Origin of the sequence: Roseovarius sp. ZX-A-9 (assembly GCF_028369135.1) — a bacterium.
Lineage (GTDB): Bacteria > Pseudomonadota > Alphaproteobacteria > Rhodobacterales > Rhodobacteraceae > Roseovarius.
The window spans coordinates 154,733-177,852 of record NZ_JAPWHW010000002.1; the positions used below are offsets into that span (position 1 = coordinate 154,733).

Consider the following 23,120-nt stretch of genomic DNA (forward strand, 5'->3'; position numbering starts at 1 on the left):
ACACTCAAGAGGCGACCGCTTCCGCATTCTCGGGCATTTTCGTTTCGCCATTCCGGCGGGGTGTGCGGAGCAAACGCAGGCCATTGAGCACAACCAGAACCGTCCCCCCTTCGTGGCCGATCACTGCCAAAGGTAAGGGCAGATCGAAGAACAGCCCGCCCGTGACGAGTATGATCATGGCGCCCATGGCAAAGATAAGGTTCTGACGGATGATCGAAGCGGTCCGGCGCGCCAGCCTGTGCGCCTCCGCAAGCTGCCCCATATCTTCCGACAAGAGCGCGACGTCGGCGGCCTGAAGGGCGACTTCCGACCCCGCCGCGCCCATCGCAATTCCCACATCGGCCCGCGCGAGCGCTGCCGCGTCATTGACGCCATCTCCGACAAAGGCGATCCTGCCCTCGGCCGCCAGCGTGCCGATCATGCGAAGCTTGTCCTCGGGGAGCATGTCGGCATGGATTTCATCGGGCTGGAGGCCGAGTTCGCGACCTATCCGCAAGGCGACCGGCTTTCTATCGCCGGTCATCATGAGGATTTTCGTAACGCCGCTCTCGCGGAGCGCCGCCAGCGCCGGTCTGGAACTCGGGCGGGTCTGATCCGCGAGGCTGACGGCACCGAGAAGCCGGGCACCCCGGCCAAAATAAATGACCGTCTGGGTGTCCTCGGCTAGCACCGTCAGGGACGCATGTTCGATCCCTGCCCCCATCCGTGCCGCCATGCGTGGATTGCCAGCCCACAGTTTTTCACCTGCCCTGTCGCCGGTGATACCCTCGCTCGGCAGCGTGACGACATTCTCCACCTCGGCGGGTGTGATCCCGCGATCAGCCGCTTCCTGCCGGATCGCCGCGCCGCTGTGGTGTTCCGAATTGGCTTCGAGGCCGGCCAGAAGGAACAGGAATTCTTCCTCGTTACCGTCAAGCGCAACAACTTTGGTGACCGATGCCTTGCCAGTCGTCAGCGTGCCCGTCTTGTCGAAGGCAAAGGAATTGACCGCCGCGAGCGTTTCGAGCGCAGCCCCGCCCTTGAACAGTACGCCCCCGCGCGCTGCGGCCGAGAGTGCAGACAGGATTGCGGCGGGAACCGAAATCACGATGGCGCAGGGGCTTGCCGCAACCAGCAGCACTGCCGCGCGATAGAGCGCCTCGTGCCATTCATTCTCAAGCCAGATGAAGGCGGCGAAGGCGAGGATGGCACCAAGCAGAACCGCAACTGTATACCGCTGTCCGAACCATTCGCTGAAACGTTCAGACGGCGCCTTTTCCGCCTGCGCTTCGGTGACCAGCGCGATCATGCGCGCGACGGTGCTTTCCTCGACCGTTTTCGTGACCGCGACTTCCAGCACTCCGTCGAGGTTGACCGTCGCCTCGAACACCTTTGCGCCCTGCTGCTTGCTGACGGGCATGGATTCACCCGTGATATTCGCCTCGTCCAGCGCACCACGGCCGGTGGTGATCACCCCGTCGGTGGGCACGCGCGCACCCGGCCGCAGAACAAAGATGTCATCGACCTTCAGCTCGGCGGCTGGAATTTCCATGACCCTGCCGTCGGGTGCCTTTCGCAAGGCGGTCTCGGGGCGCAGCGCCATCAGGGCCTCGACAGCCCGCCGCGCGCGTCCGAGTGCGCGTTCTTCCAGGGTTGTCGAAACGCTGAACAACGTCAGCAACACCGCACCCTCAAAGGGTGCGCCAACGGCTGCGGCCGCAATGGCCGCGACAACCATCAGCAGATCAATATCCAGAATGCGGTCTTGCCACAGGGTCACAAGCGCCCGCCAAGTCGCAGGCACCCCCCCGGCCAGATACACGAGCAGCAGACCCACCATGGAAGTGCGTTGGGCTGCAATGTCCCGCAGTGGCCAGAGAGCGAGCGCAGCCAGGAGCATCCCGAGGAGCGTCAGGCCCGTCAACACCAGGGCACGATCTGCAGCAAAAAGCTTTTTCACGATATCCACCCGGATGCTAGAACAGGAATGTAAGACTCAGCTATCATGATCTGTCCTACGGTTGCCAGTAAACGCTGTCGCGCGGGTTGCGCAGCCATCCGCACCGCAAAACCCTACCGAACGCGCGATCTTTAAGCGACCGGTCCGGATTGTTTCCTTGCGGCTCGTCCCCCTCTGCCGAGGCGATTGCCGCTGGCTCTTCGGCAAAAAGCCGTCCGAATCCCACGCTCCTTGTGCTGTGGTCATCATCACGCAGCAGGAACAGGGCGTCGAGCCCGCGTCTTCTTGCGAGCGCCGCGCCCGCATCGGCGCCGAGAACCATGAGGGCCGTCGCCCAAGCATCGGCCTCGGCACAGGTACGGGCCACGACGGTGACAGAGGCCGGCGAAGCGATCAGCGGCGCGCCGAGCCTCGGGTCCATCGAGTGCGCAAGGCGTCGTCCCTGCACCTCGACCCAGTGGCGGTAATCGCCAGAGGTCGCGACGGCAGCGTCCTGCAGCGCGAGAATCGAATGGGGAGCCCGACGCTCCGGGTCCGGCGCTTCGACCGCGATGGTCCATGCCTTTCCGTCCGGCCGAAGGCCGAGCGCGCGCATTTCACCGTCGATGCCGACGAGACCATTGTCGATCCCGTGGTTGCGCAATGTCTCGGCCAGCCGGTCCACCCCATAGCCCTTGGCGATGCCGTTGAGATCAAGCGCGATGGGCGCGGACTTGCGCACTTGGTCGCCACAGATCTCCAGCACCTCATGCGCAGGGCGGCGCGGCGCGACCATCGCGGCACGGATGCCATCAGGCGCGGCGGCCTCCGGCCCGAAGCCCCAGGCCATCACCGCGTCCCCCATGCCGACATCAAAGGCCCCGCACGAGGCGCGCCCGATCTCGAGGCCCAGACGCAGGACGTGTCCAAGGTGCTCGGGCACCGCCACCCATTGGCCCACCCGCGCCGCGTTGATCTGCATCAGGTCGCTGTCGGGCTTCCAGGTCGACATCTGTCCGTCCACTTCGTCCACGGCCGCTTGCAGCGCCGCGCGGATCGGATCAGAGTTGACACCCGGCTCCGCGAAGAACAGTGCCGACCAGCGCGTGCCCATCGTCGAGCCGTTCAGAGCGATGCGCACACTCTCAGTAGACATCTTCGACATACCGCCCCTCCGCCTTCAGAACTGCCGGCGTGAGCCCGGCCGGCGCGAGGATTTCGACCAACGCATCAGCCACGCCCGCCGCCATGTCGCGTCCACCACAAACCATCACGCGAGCCCCGTTTCGGATAAGTTCCGCAACCTGAGTGGCCTCGCCCCGCAGAGCATCCTGTACGTAGTGCGGACGCGCCCCGCGCGAGACAGCGGTGAACAGCCGGGTCACCCGCCCTTCTTCCTTCCAGACGGGAAATTCCTCGCCGTAGAAGAAGTCACTGTCGGGGTCACGCATGCCGAAGAACAGGTGTACCGGCCTGCCACTCCTGTTGCTGCGAATGAAGCCCGCAAGCGGCCCGATGCCGGTCCCTGCACCGATCAGGATCAGCGGCGCGCGGCTCCGTCCCGGACGAAAACCGGGGTTACGACGGAGGAAGCCGGTCACCGTGTCGCCCGGCTCCAGCGCCGTAAGCTGGCCCGAGCAGAGGCCACCGGCATGCTTTTTCACCACGATCTCGATGAAGCCGTCGCGGCTTCCTGAGGCGAGCGAGTAAAGCCGCGGGACGGCGCTGCCTTCGGGCAAAATTCCGATCAGGTCCCCGGCCAGGAAGCGCGCGAACCCTCCCCCGGTCAGCCGCTGCCAGAGCGAGACGCGCGGCAGGGCAAAACGTAGGATCGCGGTCGGGGCTTGCACCTCGGCGCCATAGTCCCGGCGCGAGACCAGGGTCAGTGTCTGGCTTTTCGGAAGAACGGGCTGGTGCGACAGGTCAAGCTCGATGCCGAGAGCGTCTCCGAGCACACGACCCCAGCGCGCGAAATCCTGAGGCGACTGGCGGTCGATCATGTCGAGCGGCATGAGTTCGGGCCAGCCCTTCGCCGCAGCGACCTCGGCAACGGTCCGGGCATAGCCGCAGTAGGCCGGAAAGCTGCGGTCGCCAAAGCCAAGCACCGCAAGCGGCGCGTCCGGCGTGTGTTCGAGGGCGTTCAGCCGGTCGAGGAACCCCTTGGCCGAGGTCGGTGCCGCGCCGTCGCCGTAGGTCGCGGCGAGCAGGATGATCCGTTGCGCCCGCGCATAGCGCTTCGGTGCGAAACCCGACATCGGGCCAACATGCACGCTCTGCCCGGCTTGCGACAGCGCTGCGTGCAGCGTTGCGGCGAAGCCCCAGGTGCTGCCGCCCTCGCTGCCGACAAGCAGGATCGTCTCGGCCCGGCTCGCTGGCTGATTGCCCCGGATGCGGGGCCGCCCGCGCCGTCCGGCGAGCCAGATCAGCACTCCCGTCGCGCCTATCACCGGCACGCCAAGCGCCATCAGTCCAAGCACAAGCCCCAGCATCGCCGCGCCCTGTCCGGTGTGTAGCATGTAGATGGTTTCCGATACGCGCTCCCACCCGGACAGGTCAGCCCAAGCCAGCAACGCGCCGCTGCCTTGGTCGAGATAGCCTGTGCCCCCGTTTGTCTTGAGCGTGAAAACGTCGGCGGCATCGCTCGAATGAGGAAAGCTCAGCTCACGCAGCTCGGCCACGGGGGTATCGGTCAGGAGCGCCATCTGGTCGAAGGCCACGCCTGTCTGGCCGCTCACCTTCGCAGGGAAAGCTGGCGCTGCACCACCATCAGGGAGAAGATCGAAGGTCGAGGCCGTCATCCACAACGCCGTAGTGGACGACAGAACGAGACCGATCACAGCGATGCGGGCAATCCCGACATGCAGTCGAGCGGCAAGCGGCCCCCGCTGAGGCGCGAACCAGCGTCGCCAGCCGCCGGCCCGCCGCACGATCAGCGCAGCACCGGACAGCGACAGGACCAGCATCGCCAAAGCCCCCGTCGCCATGGCAATACGCCCCCCATCCCCGAGGAACAGCGAGCGATGCAGGTTGGTGAGCCAGCGGAGGGTCTGGTTCGGGTCGGCTGAGGCCACGCCCTCACCCGTCGCCGGATCGATCACGGCAGCGCCGGGCGTGCCTTGGTCGAACCAGTAGGCGGTGATCCGGCCCGATGGAGACCGGCGGATCTGCTCGACGCCCGGATAGGCCGCCTGGATGCGGTCCGCGAGGGTGGCGATGCTCAGACCGGCTTCCACCTGCGGCGCGGCGAGTCGCTCGGCCGCAGGAAAGACCGATAGCGCCGCGCCGCTCATGCACAGGATGGTCACGAGAGCCAGTGCCAGAAGACCTGGCCAGCGATGGAGTGCCCGTATCATGGCCTCTTTCCTCACATGTCGTAAGCGAAACTTGCGACGTAGCGGCGGCCGCGAACGGGCGTGCCGGCGCCATCGGTCGTCAGGGGCACCGCCACCTCGTTCGGACTGTCGCGCATGTCCTCGACGGCGGCGTCGATATGGAGCGTGTAACCCGCATCGAACAGCGCATCCGCAAGGTCGAGCGTGATCTCGAGCGTGCGGCCCGCGCCGACGCTGGCACCGGTGATGCCATTCACCTGCGCGGTGTCACCGCCCGTGGCGCGGTACCAGTCGCTCAGGTGCTCATAGTATTTGGACTTTCCGCCAGCCATCCAGAGGCTGCCAACATAGGCGCCCGAGGCGTCGGTGACGTAGAGAGCGAGGTAAGCCCCGTCCCCGCCATAGTTGTTGAGGGTGGTCGTAAGCGTCACCGGCCGTGCCGTGGCGATGCCGGGGAACGTCAGCGCCGTGGTGAGCGCGAGCGTGGCGAATAGCGATTTCATCGGATGGATCCTTGTTCGAAGAGGTGCAGCGGAGCAGATCATTTCACCTGAACCTGAGGAGAAGCGCCGTTCTCGAAGAGGCCGTTCTCCGGCGGCTGGGCGGTGCCGGCCGGCGCTGGATTGCGGGCGCCGCCGCGATCGTCGTCGTCCTCATATTCCATCTCGATAACCTGCAACGTCGCCGGATCGAGTTTCACCTCGATCTCCCGGCCACTGCTGTCGCGGCCCTCGATCTCGTAGCAGCCATCGTCGATCTCGAAGTCACGCACGCTCCAGCCGTTCTGCTCGGCCACCTGCATTGCGGCCTCCCGAGGCTGCCACTGGCTGCGGGGCACGGAGCAATCGTCGTCATCGGCGAGCGCTGCGCCTATGGGCAGAAGTGCAGCCAATGCAAATACGGTCAGGGTATTGTTCATGGCGGGGTCTCCTTTGTGTCTGCTGCGATCAATCTGGAGGGTGGACCTGAGGCTTTCCTGACGTCGGAGCGAAATTCGCTTCAGCTTGCCGTCAGAAATGAGAAGGCCCCGCCGGTGAGAGCGGGGCCAGGCCAAGACCGAGGGGCGATCAGCCCACAAAATCCGGGAGGTCAGACGATTTCGCCGGGACCGGGCGCACTCTGAGCGTGCGCTTCAGTCATCGTCGTCGTCCTCATATTCGAACTCGATCACTTCAAGCGTTGCCGGATGGACCGTGACCTCGATCCGGCGCCCCTCGGCGTCGCGACCCTCGATTTCATAGCAACCGTCGTCGATCTTGATGCGGCGCACCGTCCAGCCGTTCTCTTCGGCCAGGCTGGCCACGGCATCGCGCGGCTGCCAATCGGCCATCGGCACGAAGCAGTCGTCATCCGCCAGTGCGACCCCGGCGGGAAAGGCCGCGAGAAAACCAAGAATTGTCAATGTCTTCCTCATGAGTCAAACTCCCCTATGCGGCCATCTTGATGAAATTTATGCGCGCCGAAGCTGACGGCAACCTGAAGGGGTCGAACCACCCGCTTCAGCTTCGTGTCAGCCAGACGGATCATGGAGGGCCATCAAGAAAGGACAGGGACGACCATGCGCATTCTGCTGATCGAGGACGATACAACTCTCGGCGCCGCCGTGCGCGACCAGATCGCGGCCGACGGCCAGTCCGTGGACTGGGTCACGCGACTCGACGCTGCGGGCGACGCTCTGCGCACCACCTCTTACGACCTGATCCTGCTCGACCTCATGCTGCCAGATGGGCGCGGCATCAGTTTCCTCAAAACCCTGCGCGCACAGGGCGACGTGACGCCGGTGATCATCCTGACCGCGCTCGACCAGATCTCGGACCGGATCGAAGGTCTGAACGCCGGTGCAGACGACTACCTCGTGAAGCCCTTCGACCTTGCTGAGCTGTCCGCCCGGATCGGCTCGGTCGCTCGGCGCTATAGCGGCAACCCGAACCCTATCGTTACCCATGGCGCGCTGGAGGTCGATCTGGCCGCGCGCAGCATCCTCCGCGACGGCAAGCCCGTCCACCTGACCGCACGGGAATGGGCTTTGTTCGAGGCCTTCCTAGCCCGCCCCGGCCAGCTTCTGTCCAAGGCGCAACTGGAGGAGAAGCTCTATGCCTTTGACGCCGAAGTGGAGAGCAACACGATCGAGGTCCATGTCAGCCGGTTGCGCAAGAAGCTCGGCAGCGCGGTGATCGAGACCGAGCGCGGCATGGGTTACAGGCTGGGCAAACCATGAGCCTGCCGCGCAGCCTTCAGGCGCGGCTCGGTCTGTCGCTGGGCCTCGTGCTGACAATCCTGTGGCTGCTGGCTGCGACGGTAACGTCCCTAATCGTCCGCGGCGAAATCGACGAGGTCTTCGACAGCGCCCTGCGCGAGACCGCGGAGCGCATCCTGCCGCTGGCTGTGACCGATATCATCGGACGCGAAGACCAGGGCGTGACGCAGCGGCTCGCCCCGGTCCGGGAGCACGACGAATTCTTCACCTATCTCGTCCGCGATTCCGAGGGGCGCATCCTGCTGCAATCCCACGCGGCGGACCCAACCGTGTTCCCCCCCTATCAGGGCCAAGGATTCACCCAGACAGCGACCTACCGTCTCTATAGCGACGCGGTGCTTGAGGGGACGATCCGCATCACGGTGGCCGAACCGCTGGCGCATCGCGAGGCGGTCGCGCGAGAAATTCAGATGGGCCTCAGCCTGCCGCTGCTGATCGTGCTGCCGGTCGCACTTGTAGCCATCATCCTGGCCGTCCGATTCAGCCTCGCCCCCCTACGCCGCTTCCGCGCGCAGCTCGAGTCGCGCGGCGCCCGTGACCTGTCCGAGGTGCCCGCGAACGACCTGCCGGCAGAGATCGGCCCGCTGGCCGCGACCCTCAACAGCCTTCTGGCCAGATTGCGCGAAGCTTTCGAAGCCGAGCGCAGCTTTGCGGCGAACGCGGCCCATGAACTTCGGACACCGCTGGCGGGCGCCATTGCGCAGGCGCAGCGGATCCGGTCAGAGACCTGTGACCCGGCCACTGACGCACGCGCTGCAGAGATCGAAGCGACGCTCAAGCGGCTGACGCGGCTTTCCGAGCGCCTCATGCAGCTCGCTCGGGCGGAGGGCGGGCGATTGAGGCAGGACCAAAGCTCGGACCTGAGAGCCGTCGCGCGTGTCATCGTGGACGATATCGGGCGCGCGGGCGCGCCGGGGCGGATCACGTTGACCTTGCCGGAGACGGCCCTCATGTCGGACATTGATCCCGACGCCTTCGGAATCCTCTTGCGAAACCTCGTTGAAAACGCCCTCCGTCACGGGGCGAAGGATGCTCCGGTCAAAGTGACCCTGACGGAAGAAGGGCACCTGATCGTAGCGAACGACGGTCCCGTCCTGCCGCGCGACACTCTTGACCGCCTGACCGCCCGTTTCGTGCGCGCAAGTGCAAGCCCCGATGGCAGCGGGCTTGGCCTCGCCATCGCCGCCGCCATCGCGGACCGGATCGGAAGCACGCTCCTTCTGGAGTCACCGCGTCCGGGTGGGTCTTCCGGTTTCCAGGCTTCCGTCAGGTTGCCGACAGACGTTCCGGACACATTCGCACGAGGCCCGATACGAAGGGCGTAACAAGTGGGAAACCATGGGCCGCTTCGCACCTGATCTTGAAATGCCGCCTTTGCGTAGCCGGTCAACCAACGCACCCCGATCACGAGGACGGCGAGCCGCTCCAGCGTAATGCGGCATCGAACTTTTCCGTGGTGTCGTGACAGCCGGCTAGACAACCTGCGGCCTCTCCTCCGCAACGGATCGGCAACAGGGACATAACGACGTTAACGGAAATAGTGTCGTAACGCAGGGTGGCTGCGTCAGGGCGACTGCGACACCTAGCCGCCCGGCGTCTTCAGCGGCATCACGCTCGGAGCCATCCTTCGAGTTTGGCCGTATCCGGCAAGCCGCCGGTATGGACGAGCTTGCCATCAACCGAAATGCCCGGCGTGGACATGACGCCCGCCAAGGCGATGGATTTCGCGTCGCTGATCTTCACGACTTCGACCTCGATACCGAGGCGGGATGCCGCGTCCTTGACCATGGTTTCTGTCGCTTCGCAGCGTTTGCAGCCGGGACCGTAGATATTGACGGTTTTCATGTGTGTATCCTTTCAGAGAATAGCATCGCCCCGGAGCTTCCCTCACATCAGGACATTAAAGAGAAATCCGGTGGCGAGGATTCCCGCAGCGACGACGGCGATGAAAATTGCGATCAGTTGAAGTTTCAGAACCTGTTTGAGGATGATCATCTCAGGCAAGCTCAAGGCGATGACCGACATCATGAAGGCCAGCGTCGTGCCAAGGGCCGCACCCTTGCCCAGAAGCGCCTCGACAATCGGGATAACGCCAGCCGCATTGGTGTACATCGGCACGCCCACTACGACGGCGGCGGGAACCGACCACCAGGCCTCGCCGCCCATGATCCGCAGCATCATCTCTTCGGGGACATAACCGTGGATCGCCGCGCCGATGCCGATGCCGACCAGCACCCAGATCCAGACCTTGCCGACGATCTCGCGCACCTGCTCGACGCCGATCTTCAGCCGGTCGACAAGCGTCAACTGCTCTTGCGGCAGATCGCCCACCGGGCCCGCATTCAGTTCGCGCACCCAATCCTGCAGGTAGCGCTCCAGCCCCATGCGCCCGAGGACAAACCCCGCCACGGTGGCAATTGTGAACCCGAATACAAGATAGATCGTGGCGATCTCCCAGCCCACCAGACCGTAGAGGAGCCCGAGGCCCACCGGCCCAACCATCGGACCCGCGATCAGGAAAGAGAAGGTGACACCCAGAGGTATGCCCGCCGAGACGAAGCCGATGAAGAGCGGAACCGAGGAGCAGGAGCAGAACGGCGTCAGAACGCCCAGAAGCGAGGCAAGTGGATAGCCCCAGACCTGCCGCTTGCCCGCCAGAATCGCGCGGGTCTTTTCCGGGCTGAACCAACTGCGCAACACGCCTGTGACGAAGACGATGCCGGTCAGGAGCAACAGCACCTTGGGCACATCATAGACGAAGAAGGCGATGGCCTCACCGCTGTGGCTGTTGCGGGCCACCGGGAACAGCGCCGTCACCCATTCCGAAATCGGGATCAGCCGACCGTAAAGCAGATACAGGACCACGCCCACAACAGGCACGCCCACATACCAAAGCCAGTCGGGCGCACCGCGATGCGGGGCGGAGTCATGTGTTTCGGCGGTCATGCGACCTTCCTTTCAAGATTGAACTCTGCAGCCAGCACAGCGTCGATCACTACCGTGAATTCCGACGCGAGGTCGGGGTTCCGGCGATAGCGCACCCATTGCGCATCGCGCCTGTCCAGCACGAGGCCGACCTCACGCAGCACCTTCATGTGCCGCGACATCCGGCTTTGGCTCACGTCGAGCCTTACCATCAATTCACAGACACAATGCTCATCCCCATCCCAGAGAAGCGCGAGCGCAGCTCGGCGAGTCGGGTCGCAAATGGCGGTAAGTACATCCTGCATGGTCGAATGATTATGCGCCGCAGCGCATATGCGCCTTGATCCATATCAACCGCTGCCAGGGTCGGGGGAATACAGCCGCTCTTCCCCGCTCATGGCTTGCAAGCAAACCACTGCCGGTCAGCGGGATGCAATGGCCGCAATCGCGCCCGCCTGCGTTTCGTATGAGCCTTGATGCTCAAACACCATGCGGACCGCACGCGCGCGGACCTCTGGCGATTAGCGATTTGCCATTTTGCTTTTCGTCATAACCATCATCCTTAGTTAAGTTGATGGTCTCCGGCAAACCCGGGGCGATTCAGACGGCCCTTACGCCCGAAATTCAAACCCTATGCCGAGTTGAACGCCTGGCTTGAAGACCGGTGCCTGGCCTACGGCTCGCCGCATATCACCTTGTCGTATGCGTCGAACATCGTCGCTGGCCTGATATCCTTGAAGCGTGGCTGGTGGGTAGCGCCCTATTTTGTGAAGCGCGGCAGCTATACTTCAATCGAATTTGATGATGCGTGAATTTCGAGAACGCCTAGTCCGACCGGGTTTTCTACAAACGGCCAAAGCTCCGCCCCGCCGCGACGAAACTCGAAATTGTGGAAGTCAGGCGAGGCGCCACCGGGCGTCGCCACCTGGATCACGCGCACGGCGATCGCGCGGAACGGGGCATAGAAGTGAAAGGTGGACTTCACCGCGACCACGCGCTTCTCGGCCAGGCGGATGCCCATCTGCTCGAAGGCCTCGGGATGATAGACCTGCGTGCGCAGATCGTTGACCAATAGGTCTGTATCCGTGCCGATACGTAGCCACACCATACATCCTAGCGGCTCGAGACCTGGGCCAAGATGCTGTCCCAACCCGGATGCGATGCGCATGACCCGCGCCTCAATGTCGATAGGATCGCCTGAAAAAGCGCTGGTCTTGCCGCCCACGCGCAGCGACAGAGTCGCGCCCTCGCCGGCATCGCAACAGATGCGCACAACGATCGGATCCCAGATCAGACCGAGCGCGACGCCCGGCAGCTTGCGGCTCAGGATCTCGCGTAGCATGAAAGTCGCGTCACCTGGCGCACCGGCGCCCGAATTGTCGCCCATGTCGGCAAGCACAACCGGCTGCGGGGCCTCCTCGTCCTGTGCCATGTCGAGGGCCTCGCCCAAAGTGGGATACTCTACCGTGAGCACGCGCCGGCGATCATAAAAGCAGCGCCCGAAAGTCTCGGCGGTCGTGTATGCGAGATCCGCATCGCCATCTGCGATCACCAGAAACCGAGCGCCCAGATCGGCCACGTCGGCCCAAGCGAACCCATGCGACAGAGACACCGATAGGATACCGGGTCGTGACTCCAATTCGTGCATTTCGCGCACGATGCGTGCCATTTCGCCCTCCTTGGTCATGTAAAGGCCCAGCATCCGGCAATCGAAGACTCTCATGACCGGGTCGATTTCACCCAGCACCATGCGCCGCGCCATGTCGAAAAGCTCTTCGGCACGCGGGGTGGCGTCGTCGTGAGGATACTCCTTGAAGGTAATGACCAAATCCGCAGCCTCGCACATCTGCGCCGTCAAGTGGCAATGCAGATCGAGCGCGACACCGATCACCGCATCCGGGCAGCGTGCGCGCACAGCGGCGAGGATATTCCCCTCGCAATCTTCGGTGCCCTCGGCCACCATCGCTCCATGGAGTTGCAACAGGACAATATCCGCGCCGCCAACCGCTTCCAGATCAGACAGGATTTCTTCGCGCAGAGCGTCAAAAGTGGGCGCGGTAGTCAGGCCCGCTGGTTCGGCAATCGCGGCGAGGCTTTCGGTCACCTGCCACCCCTCGGCCAGGGCCCCTGCCCGCCAGACATGCAGCGCCTCGGTCATCAGATTGGGCGCCTCCTGCGTTGCAGTGCCGTGGCGCAGGTAGAACTCTTCGAAGCCCGACATCGCGGTCGGCATCGAGCAAAAGGTGTTCGTTTCGGTTGAGAGGGTCGCCATGAACAGCCGCATCGTCATTCCCGGGTTGTCTCAGTTTAATGAATAGCCCCAGCCCAAGGAGTGGGGCCGCGCGAAGGCCCCGGAACGTACTCGGAGCCTTCACTTCGTCATTTTGGCGACGCCTAGCTGGCTTTCCACCAGCGTTCCATGAACCTCGCACCGTCGAGGTCGAGATTGGAAGAGAAGGCTTCTGGAGTGCCCACGCTGTCGGCGGTGACAAAGACGTAGGAAGCGAACATCGGGATCGCCACGCCGCCCTGATTGGCGGCGATGTCCTGCATTTCAAAATACATTTCCTGGCGCTTTGCCTCGTCCAGTTCCGCGCGTGCCGCGAGAAGAAGCTGGTCGAACGCATCGTGGGACCAGTAGGATTCATTCCACGCCACGCCCGACTTGTAGGCTAGCGAGAACATCATATCCACAACAGGGCGCCCCGCCATGTAGCTGGCGCAACCACGGGCGCGAGCGCCACACATCGCTCCAGTAGCCATCGTTTGGCGCACGCTCGACGTCGACAGTAATGCCGCATTGCTTGGCCGAGTTCTGTATCAAGAGGCACGCATCTACCGCACCCGGAAAAGCTGCATCGGCAGTGGTCAACGGGATTTTCAGGTCACTGATGCCGGCTTTTTCCAAGTAGAACTTTGCCTTGTCCGGATCAAAAGTCTTCTGCTCCATTTGGTCGTTATAATAACGCTGGTTTGGACCGATCGGATGATCATTGCCAACTGCGCCATAGCCAAAGAGCACCTTTTCGACCATCTCCTCCCGGTTCATCGCCCATTTCAGCGCTTGGCGCAGGTTGTTGTCGTCAAAGGGCGCTACATTGGTGAGCATCGGGAAAGTATAGTGCTGTGTGCCGGCCACCGAATGCAGCGTCACACCCGGCTTTCGGGCCATCAGGTTCGCCGTCTTGAGATCGACCTTGTCGATCAAATCGACATCCCCCGATACGGCGGCTGTCATTCGCGCGTTGGTGTCGAGCAGCGCGAGAAGGCGCCATTGATCGACATGTGCCACCGCGTCGTTCCAGTGGTTCTCGAAGCGTGAGAGTTCGGCCGAAACACCGGGCTTGAAGCTATCGAGACGATAGGGGCCCGTGCCGATCCCTGCCCTCCAGTCGATGCTACCATCGACCGCAGGCATGATCGGGAAGTGATAATCGCTAAGAATCGCCGGAAAATCTGCGTTGCCACTTGCTAGGGTAAAAACGACGGTGCGAGGGCCATCGGCTCTGATATCGGTCACGTCCGCGACCAGCGGAGCACCCGCCGAGTCCGAGCTGTCACCCCGATGGTAGTTGATCGATGCGATGACATCATTGGCGGTGACGGAATTCCCATCGTGGAATTCCAACCCCTCGCGTAGGGTGAACGTCCAGACCGAAGCACCGTTTGATGCTTCCCAGGACTCGGACAGCGACGGGCGCACCGCGCTATCCGCGTCAATCTCAGTCAGGTAGCCATGCATTCCATAGGCAAGCGGGATCAGGAAGCCCGCTTCGAAACGGCCGGGATCGAGCGTATCAGTCGTGGCGCCATGACCGAGACCAGCGGTGAGCATTCCGCCTTTTTGGGGCGTGGCTGCCGCCGCGCGTCCAGCAAGGCCGCTGGCCACCGTAAGGCCGATGCCGGTAGCAAGTGCGCCCCGCATAAATTGGCGGCGTCCGATCGCTCCTCTGAGGAGTCGCCCTTCAAGCTGCTTGAGATATTCATTCCGGTTCATGTCAGGCCCTCCTTGTGATTGGATTTGCCTGAACATCAATCGAATCATCGCGTTATACAATTAAGCGACTTTAAGCTATATAACGCGAAGCTAAGCACCTCGGAACACCGACAAACTTCCATATGACAAATGAACTTGAGAAAAACCTGCAATTCCTCTGCGCCGAGAAGCCATCGGTGGCGCAAGTCTGCCGTGAGATCGGCATCAATCATCAACAATTCAGCAAATACCTGAACGGGAAGTCGCGACCCTCTGCCCACAACCTCCGCCGCATCTCCAAGTATTTCGGGCTATCGGACGCCACACTGCTCGGCCCCCATGACGCTCTGCTCAATGTCTATCACAGGCAAACCCAATCCTTTGCCGAACGGCGCAGTGATCCTCTCGCAACCGCCTTCCCAGGCAATCTGGCGGCGCTCAGGCCCCACCTGGGAGCCTACCAGGTCCACTTCACATCCACGGCGGCGCCAGGTTCAATCGTCGTGAACGCAATGTTCCTGGACGAGTCCCCCGGCATGGTGCGCTCGCGATTGATCGAGGCTCTGGCGGGGGCACCAGGCCGGCCCCGCCGCTGGACACGTTGCGATGGCAAGGTCGGATATCAAAACGGGCGGATCTTCGTACTAGACAACGAGACCACGGATACGGGCTCGCTAACCATGTCCATCCTCGTTCCGCCACACCGACAGAACAGGCAGTATCTCTTCGGCAAGATGCTCTTCCTCGCCTCTGTTCCGCTGCGTGCACCGACAAGCTCGGATGTCGTTTGGAAAAGGGTCGAGAGCTACCGGACAGTCCGCGACGTCATATCTTCCTGCGGGATATTCCCAAGGAACTCGAGGAGAATAGATCCGGTCGTCCAGGCGCATCTATCATCTCCAAACCCTTCAGGTGATTGATGGCCAGGAACCGCACTTGGTGCACTTACACGTTGATGTGGCTCAGAAGGAGGAACTGGAATTGGCGAGAGCGCAAGCCAAGATCTTGCTATACATTTTGCTATACGCCAACTTTTATTATAAATTCTTTCAATTACTTATACTCTATCGGCCACCACGACGACGGACACCTCCTCCGCCAGAAAAACGTCAACACACTGAATCAAAAAGATATTTATACATAAAATTTATACTAGCCCTAACTTTATCCCTAAATCACCCACATGTTAAGGCATCTCAAATCCCAGCACCTCGAAAAAAATAAATCGCACGCCCTGGAAATTTACTCACAGCAAGATTTAGTGGGCAAAGGTAGTTTCGAACTTCAGCCCATACCTCAAGGCACGCTCGATACCGATATGCGCCTGACAGACGCAGGCGACGGGCAGCAGCGCAGAAAACGCCCACAATCCGAGCCCGTCCCGAAGGGTTGGAGCGGTGTAGGTATGAGCGAGATTGTATAGCGGTGTTCCGACGCTTGGTCCGAAGGCGTAGTCAACCACGGCGTGATTGGGTGACCGCCTCCTCGCACTTCAGCGAATCCAACGCGACCTCGGCCTTGAACTCTGGATGATGTTGCTTCCGTTTGGGCATCTTTGATTGTGTTGATGATCAGCAGACAGCAAATCGCAGCTTACGCCAGTGTCCAAATTTCATGGGGCGAACTCACATCGAGCCTGTTTTGAGGCGTTTATAGCGCGTACAGGCAGTCCTCGTTTGTTTCAGCTAACGTGTAAGTCGTGTGTCAGTCGGGACAACGGGTTGAAGCCTGTATCACTCACAACTCCAGTTTCCCCGAGCGACATGGTCAGCCCCCTGCCCGTATCCGCCAAAATCATATGCATGAAGAACACCATGTTTGGTTGGACGACAGTGCTCTGCCCCGTGCAAAACATGGGTTGCTCCATCCAAGTCGGCGGGTAATTGGCGCTTAACGAATAACCGCAGGCGTTCAGGCGATGCTCGCTATACCCGGCGTCGTCCAGAATCCGGGCGTGAGTGTCAAACACGTCGCCAACAAGATTGCCGGGCTTGCACACCTGCTGACAGGCCGCCAGAGCTTCGCTGCAAGCGTCGTGCATTCTTTGGTGTTCGGGTGAAACCTGACCTGTGAGGGCCGTTCGCATGATACAGGCATGATAGTGCCGGTAGGACGCGCCAAATTCCAGTTGGACCTGATCTTGAACACCGATCTTTTCGCGACCGGTGAAGTTCCGGACCAAAAGCGCGCCCTCCCCTGATCCGATGATGAACCGACCGGCGGAATAATCGCCGCCACCTTCATAGATCGCGTTATGAGCAACGGCGAACAGATGCCCTTCATCGACGCCGGGTTTCAGTTCGGCGTAGACGTCCTCCATGGCCTTGTCGCCCAGTTCGGCAGCTTTGGTGACGTATTCCAGTTCCGCAGGGCTTTTAACAATACGAATGGCCTGCACCAGGTTGGACGCATCCACGAGATCACAGAACCCCTCAAAGGAATGGCGCACCATATCCCATCGTGCGCCCGTCAGGCAGCCTGCATCAAGTTCGATACCCAGCCGTTTGCCCTCGCATTTATACGACCTTAGCATATCCTTCAGATCTTCGGCGGGGCTCGCCCCTTCACGGTCCATCCAGATGCGTATGTCCTTGATCAACGAGGTATGCATCGCCTGCCGGTGATCCGCAGAGCGGGTCAGCAGCGCCAAAGCCCCGTCAGCGCCAAAGTACAATCCCTGAAACTGCGAATATCCCGTGGTGTCGTACCCCGTCAGATAATACATGGTCTCCTGCTTAAAGATCAAAAGACCATCAAGCCCCTGTTCAGCAAGCGCCGCTTTGACCTTGCCATGACGAGATGCGAACTCTTCTTGTGTAAAATGCAGCGGCATTAAAGCGTGTCCTGAGTTGAAGATGGGGGGCGGAAGCAATCGGGCGCTACGCAGGTAACGCCCGATCCGTTTGCTATTTTAGAGGCACGTTGGTCGCGTTACGCGAGCCACCACCGCTCCAGGCATTTGATGCCATCCATATCCCAAGCTGCGGACATCCGATTGTGTGCAACCTTGTCATTGGTGGCGAACACATAGTTCGAGAATACAGGTGCAAGAACACCGCCGTCATCGCTGCACAGCTGCTGCATTTCATAGTACATTTCGCCGCGCTTGCTTGTGTCCTGCTCCGAACGGGCTTGGCCCAGCAGATCGTTAAAGCGGTCGTTGGCCCAATGTGTTTCGTTCAAAGAAACACCCTTGGCGTAGATCGAGGAGAACACCCAATCTTCGGTCACGCGCCCGCTCCAGTAAGACGCAACGAAGGGTTTCTTGTTCCAGACATTTGCCCAGTAACCGTCATTGGGTTCGCGCGTCACATCAATGTTGATGCCAGCTTTTGAGGCGTGCTCCTTGTACAGCAGCGCGCCATCAATCGCGCCGGAAAATGCAGAATCTGCCGCGCTCAGAGGGACAGTCAGTTCCGTCAGCCCCGCCTTTTTCAGGTGGAATTGTGCACGATCCGGATCATAGGGGCGTTGCGGCAAGTCTTTTGCGAAGTATTTGTTCGACCGTCCGATTGGGTGATCATTGCCGACATAGCCATGACCGAACAAAAGTTTGTCCAGCAGGTCCTGACGATCGATCCCGTATTTCAGTGCAAGACGGACATCGGGATTGTCAAACGGCGCTGTATCGCAAAACATGGAATACACATAGTGAAGCGTGCCTTGGGTTTCTTTCAGATTGATACCCGGCCGTTTTCCCAAAAGATGCGCGGTTTTCAGGTCCACACGGTCCATCGCATCGATCTGCCCTGACACCAGCGCACTGGTCCGCGCGTTCGTGTCGATGATCGACAAGACTTCGACTTCGTCGAAATGACCGTGGCCTTCTTTCCAATAGTTTGGATTGCGCACCATTGACGTGCTGATCCCGGGCTCGAAGCTTTTGAGCTTGTATGCCCCGGTACCGTCACCAGACTGCCAATCCACGACACCATCGCGCACAGGCATAATGGCAATGTGATAATCACTCAGCAGGAATGGAAAATCTGCATTCCCGTCCGACAGCGTGATGACAACCGTATGCGTGCCGTCCGCCTTGATCTCCTGGATCGGGGACAGGATGCTGTTCACGAGCGAAGTGGAGTTTTCACCGAGGTGATGCTGGATCGAGCCGATCACATCTTCTGCATCCATCGTTTTGCCGCTGTGGAATTCGATCCCCTTGCGCAATACGAACGTCCACTCCTTGGAATCCGGGGAACCTTCCCAGCTTTCAGCCAATTCGGGGATCAGTTCGTCGTCGTTGCCGATTTCGGTCAGACAGTTGCGCAGGCCAAACCCGACAACCTGCATATAGGTGTCTTCAAAGGTGGCTGGGTCCAATGTGTTTGTCGTGGACCCCAAACCCAAACCGATACGCATCACCCCGCCCTGCTTGGGGGTTGCAGCCATCGCCGAATTACCCGTCAGCGACATCGCAGCAGGAAGTGCCACCCCCATTGCAAGCGCCCTGGATACGAAGTCGCGTCGCGACATCTCACTCTGCCCGGGAAGGATTAAGCTTTTATCGTTATTCTTCATTCTTACTCTCCTGTTGTTCCAGAAACGCCGGCAAGGACATGCTGGATGGGTTCTACACTCTGGACGAGATGGGGACGCAAAGTGCTGACCGCAGATGTGCTGCGGATATTATGGTCGGCCCTGTTCAGTTCGCCGTTAACGAACCCAAAGACCCTTTGGCACGCTTTTTCCGTGTCAAACGGGAAAGCCCGAATGCGGTCTCGTGCATTCTTCTACCAGACCTCATTCGATACCCCCGCAGTTAAAAGTGTGGGTCGCACATTGCCGTTCCGCCTGATGGAACTTATGTACCGCCCAATGAAACTTGAGAAATTTATACGAAGGCGGGTCTTTTGAGTCAACGAATTTCTCAGTGGACGGGCTGGGCATTGCGCGGTACTCCCCCCAACTGGACCCGCTGGAGCCAAGTTGCGCCCCTTCGAATTTTGATTTTTTGCAATTGGCGCAGCGGCGAGATTTTGGCGCATTCCCAAGGCTTTCCTTGTATTTCCGGCGCCCGGCAGCAATGTTATTTCAGAATTAAGACCGCGGAGTTATGATGACCGGCACGCCACAAAGAGACGTATTGAACAAATCTGTAGCACTGATTGACGCCCTAAGCCGCGCTACCGAGCCCATGCGATTTGTCGATCTTGTAAAGGCCGCAGGTCTGCCCAAAAGCACCAGCCATCGCCTTTTGGGGTCCCTTTCCCGCGAAGGACTTGTCGTCTTTGACGAAAAGAACCAGCGCTACCGTCTGGGACTGAAGATCATGACCTGGGCTTCAAAGACATGGAACAACGTTGAGGTTGCTGGCGTTGCTCAGGACGACATGAACATGCTGCACGCCAAAGTGAATGAACAAGTTTCACTAGCCGTTCGTGACGGGATGGAGGTGGTCTATGTCAGGGCAACGGAATGCAACCAGCAACTGAACATTATCGCCAGCCAAATTGGCGATCGGGAACCTGCCCATTGTACGGCGGTCGGCAAAGTCATGCTGGCGCATCTTCCCGCGCCTAAACTTGAGGCCCTCTTAAGCTCGGCCACTCTGACACGGTTTACCGAACATACAATCACCGCCCCCGCAGCCTTTAAAGAAGAGCTGGCCCAGATCAAACTGCAGGGCTTTTCCTGCAGTGATCGGGAAAAGCATGACATGGTGCGCGGCATTGCGGCCCCTATTTTCAATTTTGAAGGCCGCGTGATTGCGGCGATCAATATTTGGGCACCCGTGTTTCGCATCGAGCAAGACGTTCTGCTGAGCTGGACTGATATTTTGATCCAAGCAGCGCTGAATGTTTCCCGGAAAATGGGGTATACGGCTTAACCTCCTACCGCTGACATGGGTCGTGTTCGGGCGCCGGCAGGTTCTGGCACCCGCTGAATCTGCGCGCGCCCCCCCCCCCCCCAATTCCCGCCCCGTCTTTTGGGGAACAGCATTTCTGCCGTCCTCCCCCAGATATCCTCACATGGATTTCATCTTCAGGGTTTTGATCCTGCGGGTTTGAATATTCGTGTTTGACAAGACGGCTGGATTGGCGATACCCATATTGCACGGTCCGCTTAACGGGACATATGTTCCGCCCAGTAGAACATCAAGAATCACAACACCCGCACCCCTCGCGGACCCACAAAATTTGATAGCACCATGTTATCCCTTCGGCGCAGTTTCTGCTCATCAGTCACACGCCTCCTGTCACATGGTCATGAAGGAGAGACGCTATGCATCTGACTGAATACGCGCGTTATGATGCTATGGGTTTGGCCGAACTGGTCGCCAGGAAAGACGTCAGCTCCAAAGAACTGGCGACACTGGCACTAGAGGCCATCAACTATGTAAACGCCGATCTCAACGCCACGATCGAAACCTTTCCAGACCGCACAGACGCACACCCTGCCTCTGGTCCGTTTTCCGGTGTTCCGATGTTGAACAAAGACATCGGCGCCGAAGAAAAGGGCACATTGTGCGAAATGGGCAGCAAGCTGGCCCTTGGCAATATGTGTACGCAAGACAGTTTTGTCTTTTCGCGATTTCGCCAAGCAGGTTTCAACAATCTTGGCAGAACAGCCACACCGGAATTTGCTCTTGCAGGTGTTACCGAAAACGCTGTGACCGGCATCACCCGCAGCCCTTGGAATCTTGATCACACACCTGGCGGCTCTAGCGGCGGATCATGTGCAATGGTTGCATCGGGGGCCGTGCCAATTGCCACGGCAAGTGACGGCGGCGGATCAATCCGCAGTCCCGCATCCCACAGCGGTCTGGTCGGCCTCAAACCAACACGCGGGCGCATCTCCGCAGGGCCCGCCCAAGCGGAAGCCCTGAACGGCCTGGCAGCGACCTTTGCCGTCACCCGCACAGTGCGGGACTGCGCCGCAGCTCTGGACGCGGTGAAAGGGTCAGCCGTAGGCGATCCCTATATCATCCCGCCCTCCGAAACATCCTATCTCGACCTGCTGGCGCGCCCGCCAAAAACCATGCGCATCGCTTACACAACAGACCCGTGGGTCCGTGAATGCGATCCGGAAGTACAAGCAGGCGTCCACAAAGCCTTGAGCGTTCTAGAAGACGCAGGCCACAACATCGAAGAAGCCCGTCCCGAAATTGATTATGTGGCGCTCATGGCCGCCGCTTTGACCGTATCTTGCGCTAGCGTCGCACATAGCTCTGATGCACTTGGGGCGGCACTGGGCCGAACTCCGGGGCCTGACAACCTGCAATCTGCCACATGGGCGTTTTATCAAGCGGGCAAAAAGCTGTCGGCCTCAGATATTCTGGACGCCCTGGAAGTCTTCAACACCATCAACCGTCAAGCAGGCGCGTTCTTTGAGGCCTATGATGTGTTGGTCATGCCAAGTTGCCTTGGTCCGGCACCCAAAATCGGCGCGTTGGATTGCAACCCAGCAGGTCCCGTTGATCCCCATACTTGGAATGAACAGGTTTCCAAACTGGGCGTTTTCATGCCCTTGTTCAACGTCACAGGCCAACCCGCGATTTCATTGCCGCTGCACCAAAGTTCTGGAGGCTTGCCAATCGGCGTGCAATTTGCCGCAAAATTTGGCGACGAAGCGAGCCTCTTCTCCTTGGCTGGCTTCATGGAGCAGGCCCTGCCATGGTCACACAAGCAACCCGCACTGCATGTTTCCAACAAACTCGGATAGCAGACGGGAAAGCGCCATCTCTTGGGAAATTCCAAAGGGTGTTGTTAGCTCTCACGATCAAGCGAACTAAGAAGAAGGCGCAAGAAACATGGATGGACTGCCCCAAATGGTCTTCAAGCGCCTCGCCTTCGGCGTTGTGACGCTTTTCATCATTTCGCTTATCGTCTTCCTGGGGCTGGAGGCATTGCCGGGCGATTTGGCCCAGACAATTTTGGGTCAGGCCGCCACCGAAGAAAACACCGCGGCACTGCGCCATAAGCTGGGGTTGGATTTACCCGCACACGTGCGCTACTTCACATGGCTGAGCGGTATTGTGGTCGGCGATTTAGGCGAATCCTTGGCCAGTGGCCGCCCCATATCCGAACTCTTGGGCGCGCGTTTGGGGAATACGTTTTTCCTTGCGGCCGTGTCGGCAACAATGGCGGTTCCCATTGCACTGCTGCTGGGTATCTTGTCGGTGCTCTATCGGGACCGATGGGCGGACAAACTGATTTCCATCTCGACCCTTACCGCGATCTCTTTCCCCGAATTTTTCATCGCCTATATCCTGATCCTCGGGCTTTCCGTCGAGTTTCAGTTCTTCCCCAGCTTTTCCCGCATATCCGACGATATGGGCTTCTGGAACAAACTCTACGCCGTCGCCCTGCCCGCGCTTACGCTGACCCTGATTTCAGTCGCGCATATGATGCGCATGACACGGGCCGCGATTTTGAACGTGATCGCAAGTCCCTACATCGAAATGGCCGTACTGAAGGGCTTGACCCGTTGGCGCATCATTGTTCATCACGCTTTGCCAAACGCACTGTCGCCTGTGATCAATGTGATCGTGCTGAACCTTGCCTTTATGGTCGTTGGAGCCGTGGTGATCGAAGTGGTCTTTGTCTATCCGGGCCTGGGCCAACTGCTGGTGGATTCAGTCTCCAACCGTGATCTGCCCGTGGTTCAAGCCAGCGTTCTGATCTTTGCCGCGACCTATGTGTTGCTGAATTTGCTGGCGGATATCCTGTCCATCATCACCAACCCAAAACTCAGAAATCCAAAGTGAGG

At 60.2% G+C, this 23,120-nt stretch carries 21 protein-coding genes and 1 pseudogene; 6 read left to right on the forward strand and 16 right to left on the reverse strand.

What is annotated here, in order from left to right; genetic code table 11:
* Window positions 1-4 precede the first annotated feature (4 nt).
* The 6 genes from O3306_RS03170 to O3306_RS03195 all read right to left on the reverse strand — a co-directional run bounded on the left by O3306_RS03170 (window position 5) and on the right by O3306_RS03195 (window position 6,664).
* A complete protein-coding gene (locus O3306_RS03170; RefSeq protein ID WP_272003489.1) occupies window positions 5-1,879 on the reverse strand; it encodes a heavy metal translocating P-type ATPase in 1,875 nt (624 codons plus the stop codon).
* Window positions 1,880-1,994: 115 nt separating this feature from the next.
* Window positions 1,995-3,083 (reverse strand): FAD:protein FMN transferase, encoded by a 1,089-nt coding sequence (locus O3306_RS03175; RefSeq protein WP_272003220.1) that lies wholly within the window; start codon window positions 3,081-3,083, stop codon window positions 1,995-1,997.
* Complete coding sequence (locus O3306_RS03180; RefSeq protein WP_272003223.1) at window positions 3,064-5,271, reverse strand: PepSY domain-containing protein; 2,208 nt, start codon at window positions 5,269-5,271, stop codon at window positions 3,064-3,066. The genes O3306_RS03175 and O3306_RS03180 overlap by 20 nt, the downstream gene beginning before the upstream one ends.
* An 11-nt stretch (window positions 5,272-5,282) precedes the next feature.
* The gene (locus O3306_RS03185) at window positions 5,283-5,753 is read right to left on the reverse strand and encodes a DUF2271 domain-containing protein (RefSeq protein WP_272003226.1); all 471 of its coding nucleotides are present in this window, start codon (window positions 5,751-5,753) and stop codon (window positions 5,283-5,285) included.
* 38 nt (window positions 5,754-5,791) lie between these two features.
* A complete protein-coding gene (locus O3306_RS03190) occupies window positions 5,792-6,169 on the reverse strand; it encodes a PepSY domain-containing protein (protein WP_272003229.1) in 378 nt (125 codons plus the stop codon).
* Window positions 6,170-6,382: 213 nt separating this feature from the next.
* Window positions 6,383-6,664: a PepSY domain-containing protein gene (locus O3306_RS03195; RefSeq protein WP_272003232.1), complete on the reverse strand. Its 282-nt coding sequence runs from the start codon at window positions 6,662-6,664 to the stop codon at window positions 6,383-6,385.
* 144 nt (window positions 6,665-6,808) lie between these two features.
* On the opposite strand from O3306_RS03195, the gene O3306_RS03200 reads away from it, so the two are divergent.
* On the forward strand, window positions 6,809-7,468 hold the full coding sequence (locus O3306_RS03200; RefSeq protein WP_272003235.1) for a response regulator transcription factor: 660 nt from the start codon (window positions 6,809-6,811) through the stop codon (window positions 7,466-7,468).
* Window positions 7,465-8,832: an ATP-binding protein gene (locus tag O3306_RS03205; RefSeq protein WP_272003237.1), complete on the forward strand. Its 1,368-nt coding sequence runs from the start codon at window positions 7,465-7,467 to the stop codon at window positions 8,830-8,832. The genes O3306_RS03200 and O3306_RS03205 overlap by 4 nt, the downstream gene beginning before the upstream one ends.
* A 283-nt stretch (window positions 8,833-9,115) precedes the next feature.
* Here the strand turns inward: O3306_RS03205 and O3306_RS03210 are convergent, their stop codons facing one another.
* The 7 genes and pseudogenes from O3306_RS03210 to O3306_RS03235 form a co-directional block, all read right to left on the reverse strand.
* Entirely contained in the window at window positions 9,116-9,352 is a 237-nt protein-coding gene (locus tag O3306_RS03210; RefSeq protein WP_272003240.1) for a thioredoxin family protein, read from the reverse strand.
* Window positions 9,353-9,394: 42 nt separating this feature from the next.
* The gene (locus O3306_RS03215) at window positions 9,395-10,453 is read right to left on the reverse strand and encodes a permease (protein WP_272003241.1); all 1,059 of its coding nucleotides are present in this window, start codon (window positions 10,451-10,453) and stop codon (window positions 9,395-9,397) included.
* A complete protein-coding gene (locus O3306_RS03220; protein WP_272003243.1) occupies window positions 10,450-10,737 on the reverse strand; it encodes an ArsR/SmtB family transcription factor in 288 nt (95 codons plus the stop codon). Before O3306_RS03220 ends, O3306_RS03215 begins: the two co-directional genes overlap by 4 nt.
* Window positions 10,738-10,857: 120 nt before the next feature.
* Window positions 10,858-10,983, reverse strand: a pseudogene (locus O3306_RS22440) (IS3 family transposase); the annotation flags it as partial.
* A 230-nt stretch (window positions 10,984-11,213) separates the two neighbouring features.
* A complete protein-coding gene (locus O3306_RS03225; RefSeq protein WP_272003245.1) occupies window positions 11,214-12,722 on the reverse strand; it encodes a M81 family metallopeptidase in 1,509 nt (502 codons plus the stop codon).
* A gap of 104 nt (window positions 12,723-12,826) precedes the next feature.
* The gene (locus tag O3306_RS03230; RefSeq protein ID WP_272003248.1) at window positions 12,827-13,120 is read right to left on the reverse strand and encodes a hypothetical protein; all 294 of its coding nucleotides are present in this window, start codon (window positions 13,118-13,120) and stop codon (window positions 12,827-12,829) included.
* Window positions 13,077-14,429, reverse strand: a complete 1,353-nt coding sequence (locus O3306_RS03235) for an ABC transporter substrate-binding protein (RefSeq protein WP_272003250.1) — start codon at window positions 14,427-14,429, stop codon at window positions 13,077-13,079. The genes O3306_RS03230 and O3306_RS03235 overlap by 44 nt, the downstream gene beginning before the upstream one ends.
* A gap of 122 nt (window positions 14,430-14,551) precedes the next feature.
* Here O3306_RS03235 and O3306_RS03240 point away from each other — a divergent pair, with 122 nt between their 5' ends.
* Complete coding sequence (locus O3306_RS03240) at window positions 14,552-15,328, forward strand: helix-turn-helix domain-containing protein (protein WP_272003253.1); 777 nt, start codon at window positions 14,552-14,554, stop codon at window positions 15,326-15,328.
* 338 nt (window positions 15,329-15,666) lie between these two features.
* Here O3306_RS03240 and O3306_RS22445 read toward each other — a convergent pair whose 3' ends face one another.
* From O3306_RS22445 to O3306_RS03250, 3 genes are all read right to left on the reverse strand, one after another.
* The gene (locus O3306_RS22445; protein ID WP_442969968.1) at window positions 15,667-15,870 is read right to left on the reverse strand and encodes a DUF4260 family protein; all 204 of its coding nucleotides are present in this window, start codon (window positions 15,868-15,870) and stop codon (window positions 15,667-15,669) included.
* A gap of 219 nt (window positions 15,871-16,089) precedes the next feature.
* Complete coding sequence (locus tag O3306_RS03245; protein WP_272003255.1) at window positions 16,090-17,241, reverse strand: M24 family metallopeptidase; 1,152 nt, start codon at window positions 17,239-17,241, stop codon at window positions 16,090-16,092.
* Between the two features lie 98 nt (window positions 17,242-17,339).
* Window positions 17,340-18,929 (reverse strand): ABC transporter substrate-binding protein, encoded by a 1,590-nt coding sequence (locus O3306_RS03250; protein WP_272003257.1) that lies wholly within the window; start codon window positions 18,927-18,929, stop codon window positions 17,340-17,342.
* Between the two features lie 538 nt (window positions 18,930-19,467).
* On the opposite strand from O3306_RS03250, the gene O3306_RS03255 reads away from it, so the two are divergent.
* From O3306_RS03255 to O3306_RS03265, 3 genes are all read left to right on the forward strand, one after another.
* The gene (locus O3306_RS03255; RefSeq protein ID WP_272003260.1) at window positions 19,468-20,238 is read left to right on the forward strand and encodes an IclR family transcriptional regulator; all 771 of its coding nucleotides are present in this window, start codon (window positions 19,468-19,470) and stop codon (window positions 20,236-20,238) included.
* A gap of 395 nt (window positions 20,239-20,633) precedes the next feature.
* Window positions 20,634-22,073, forward strand: a complete 1,440-nt coding sequence (locus O3306_RS03260; RefSeq protein ID WP_272003263.1) for an amidase — start codon at window positions 20,634-20,636, stop codon at window positions 22,071-22,073.
* An 88-nt stretch (window positions 22,074-22,161) separates the two neighbouring features.
* Window positions 22,162-23,118: an ABC transporter permease gene (locus tag O3306_RS03265; protein ID WP_272003266.1), complete on the forward strand. Its 957-nt coding sequence runs from the start codon at window positions 22,162-22,164 to the stop codon at window positions 23,116-23,118.
* The last annotated feature ends 2 nt before the right edge of the window (window positions 23,119-23,120 follow it).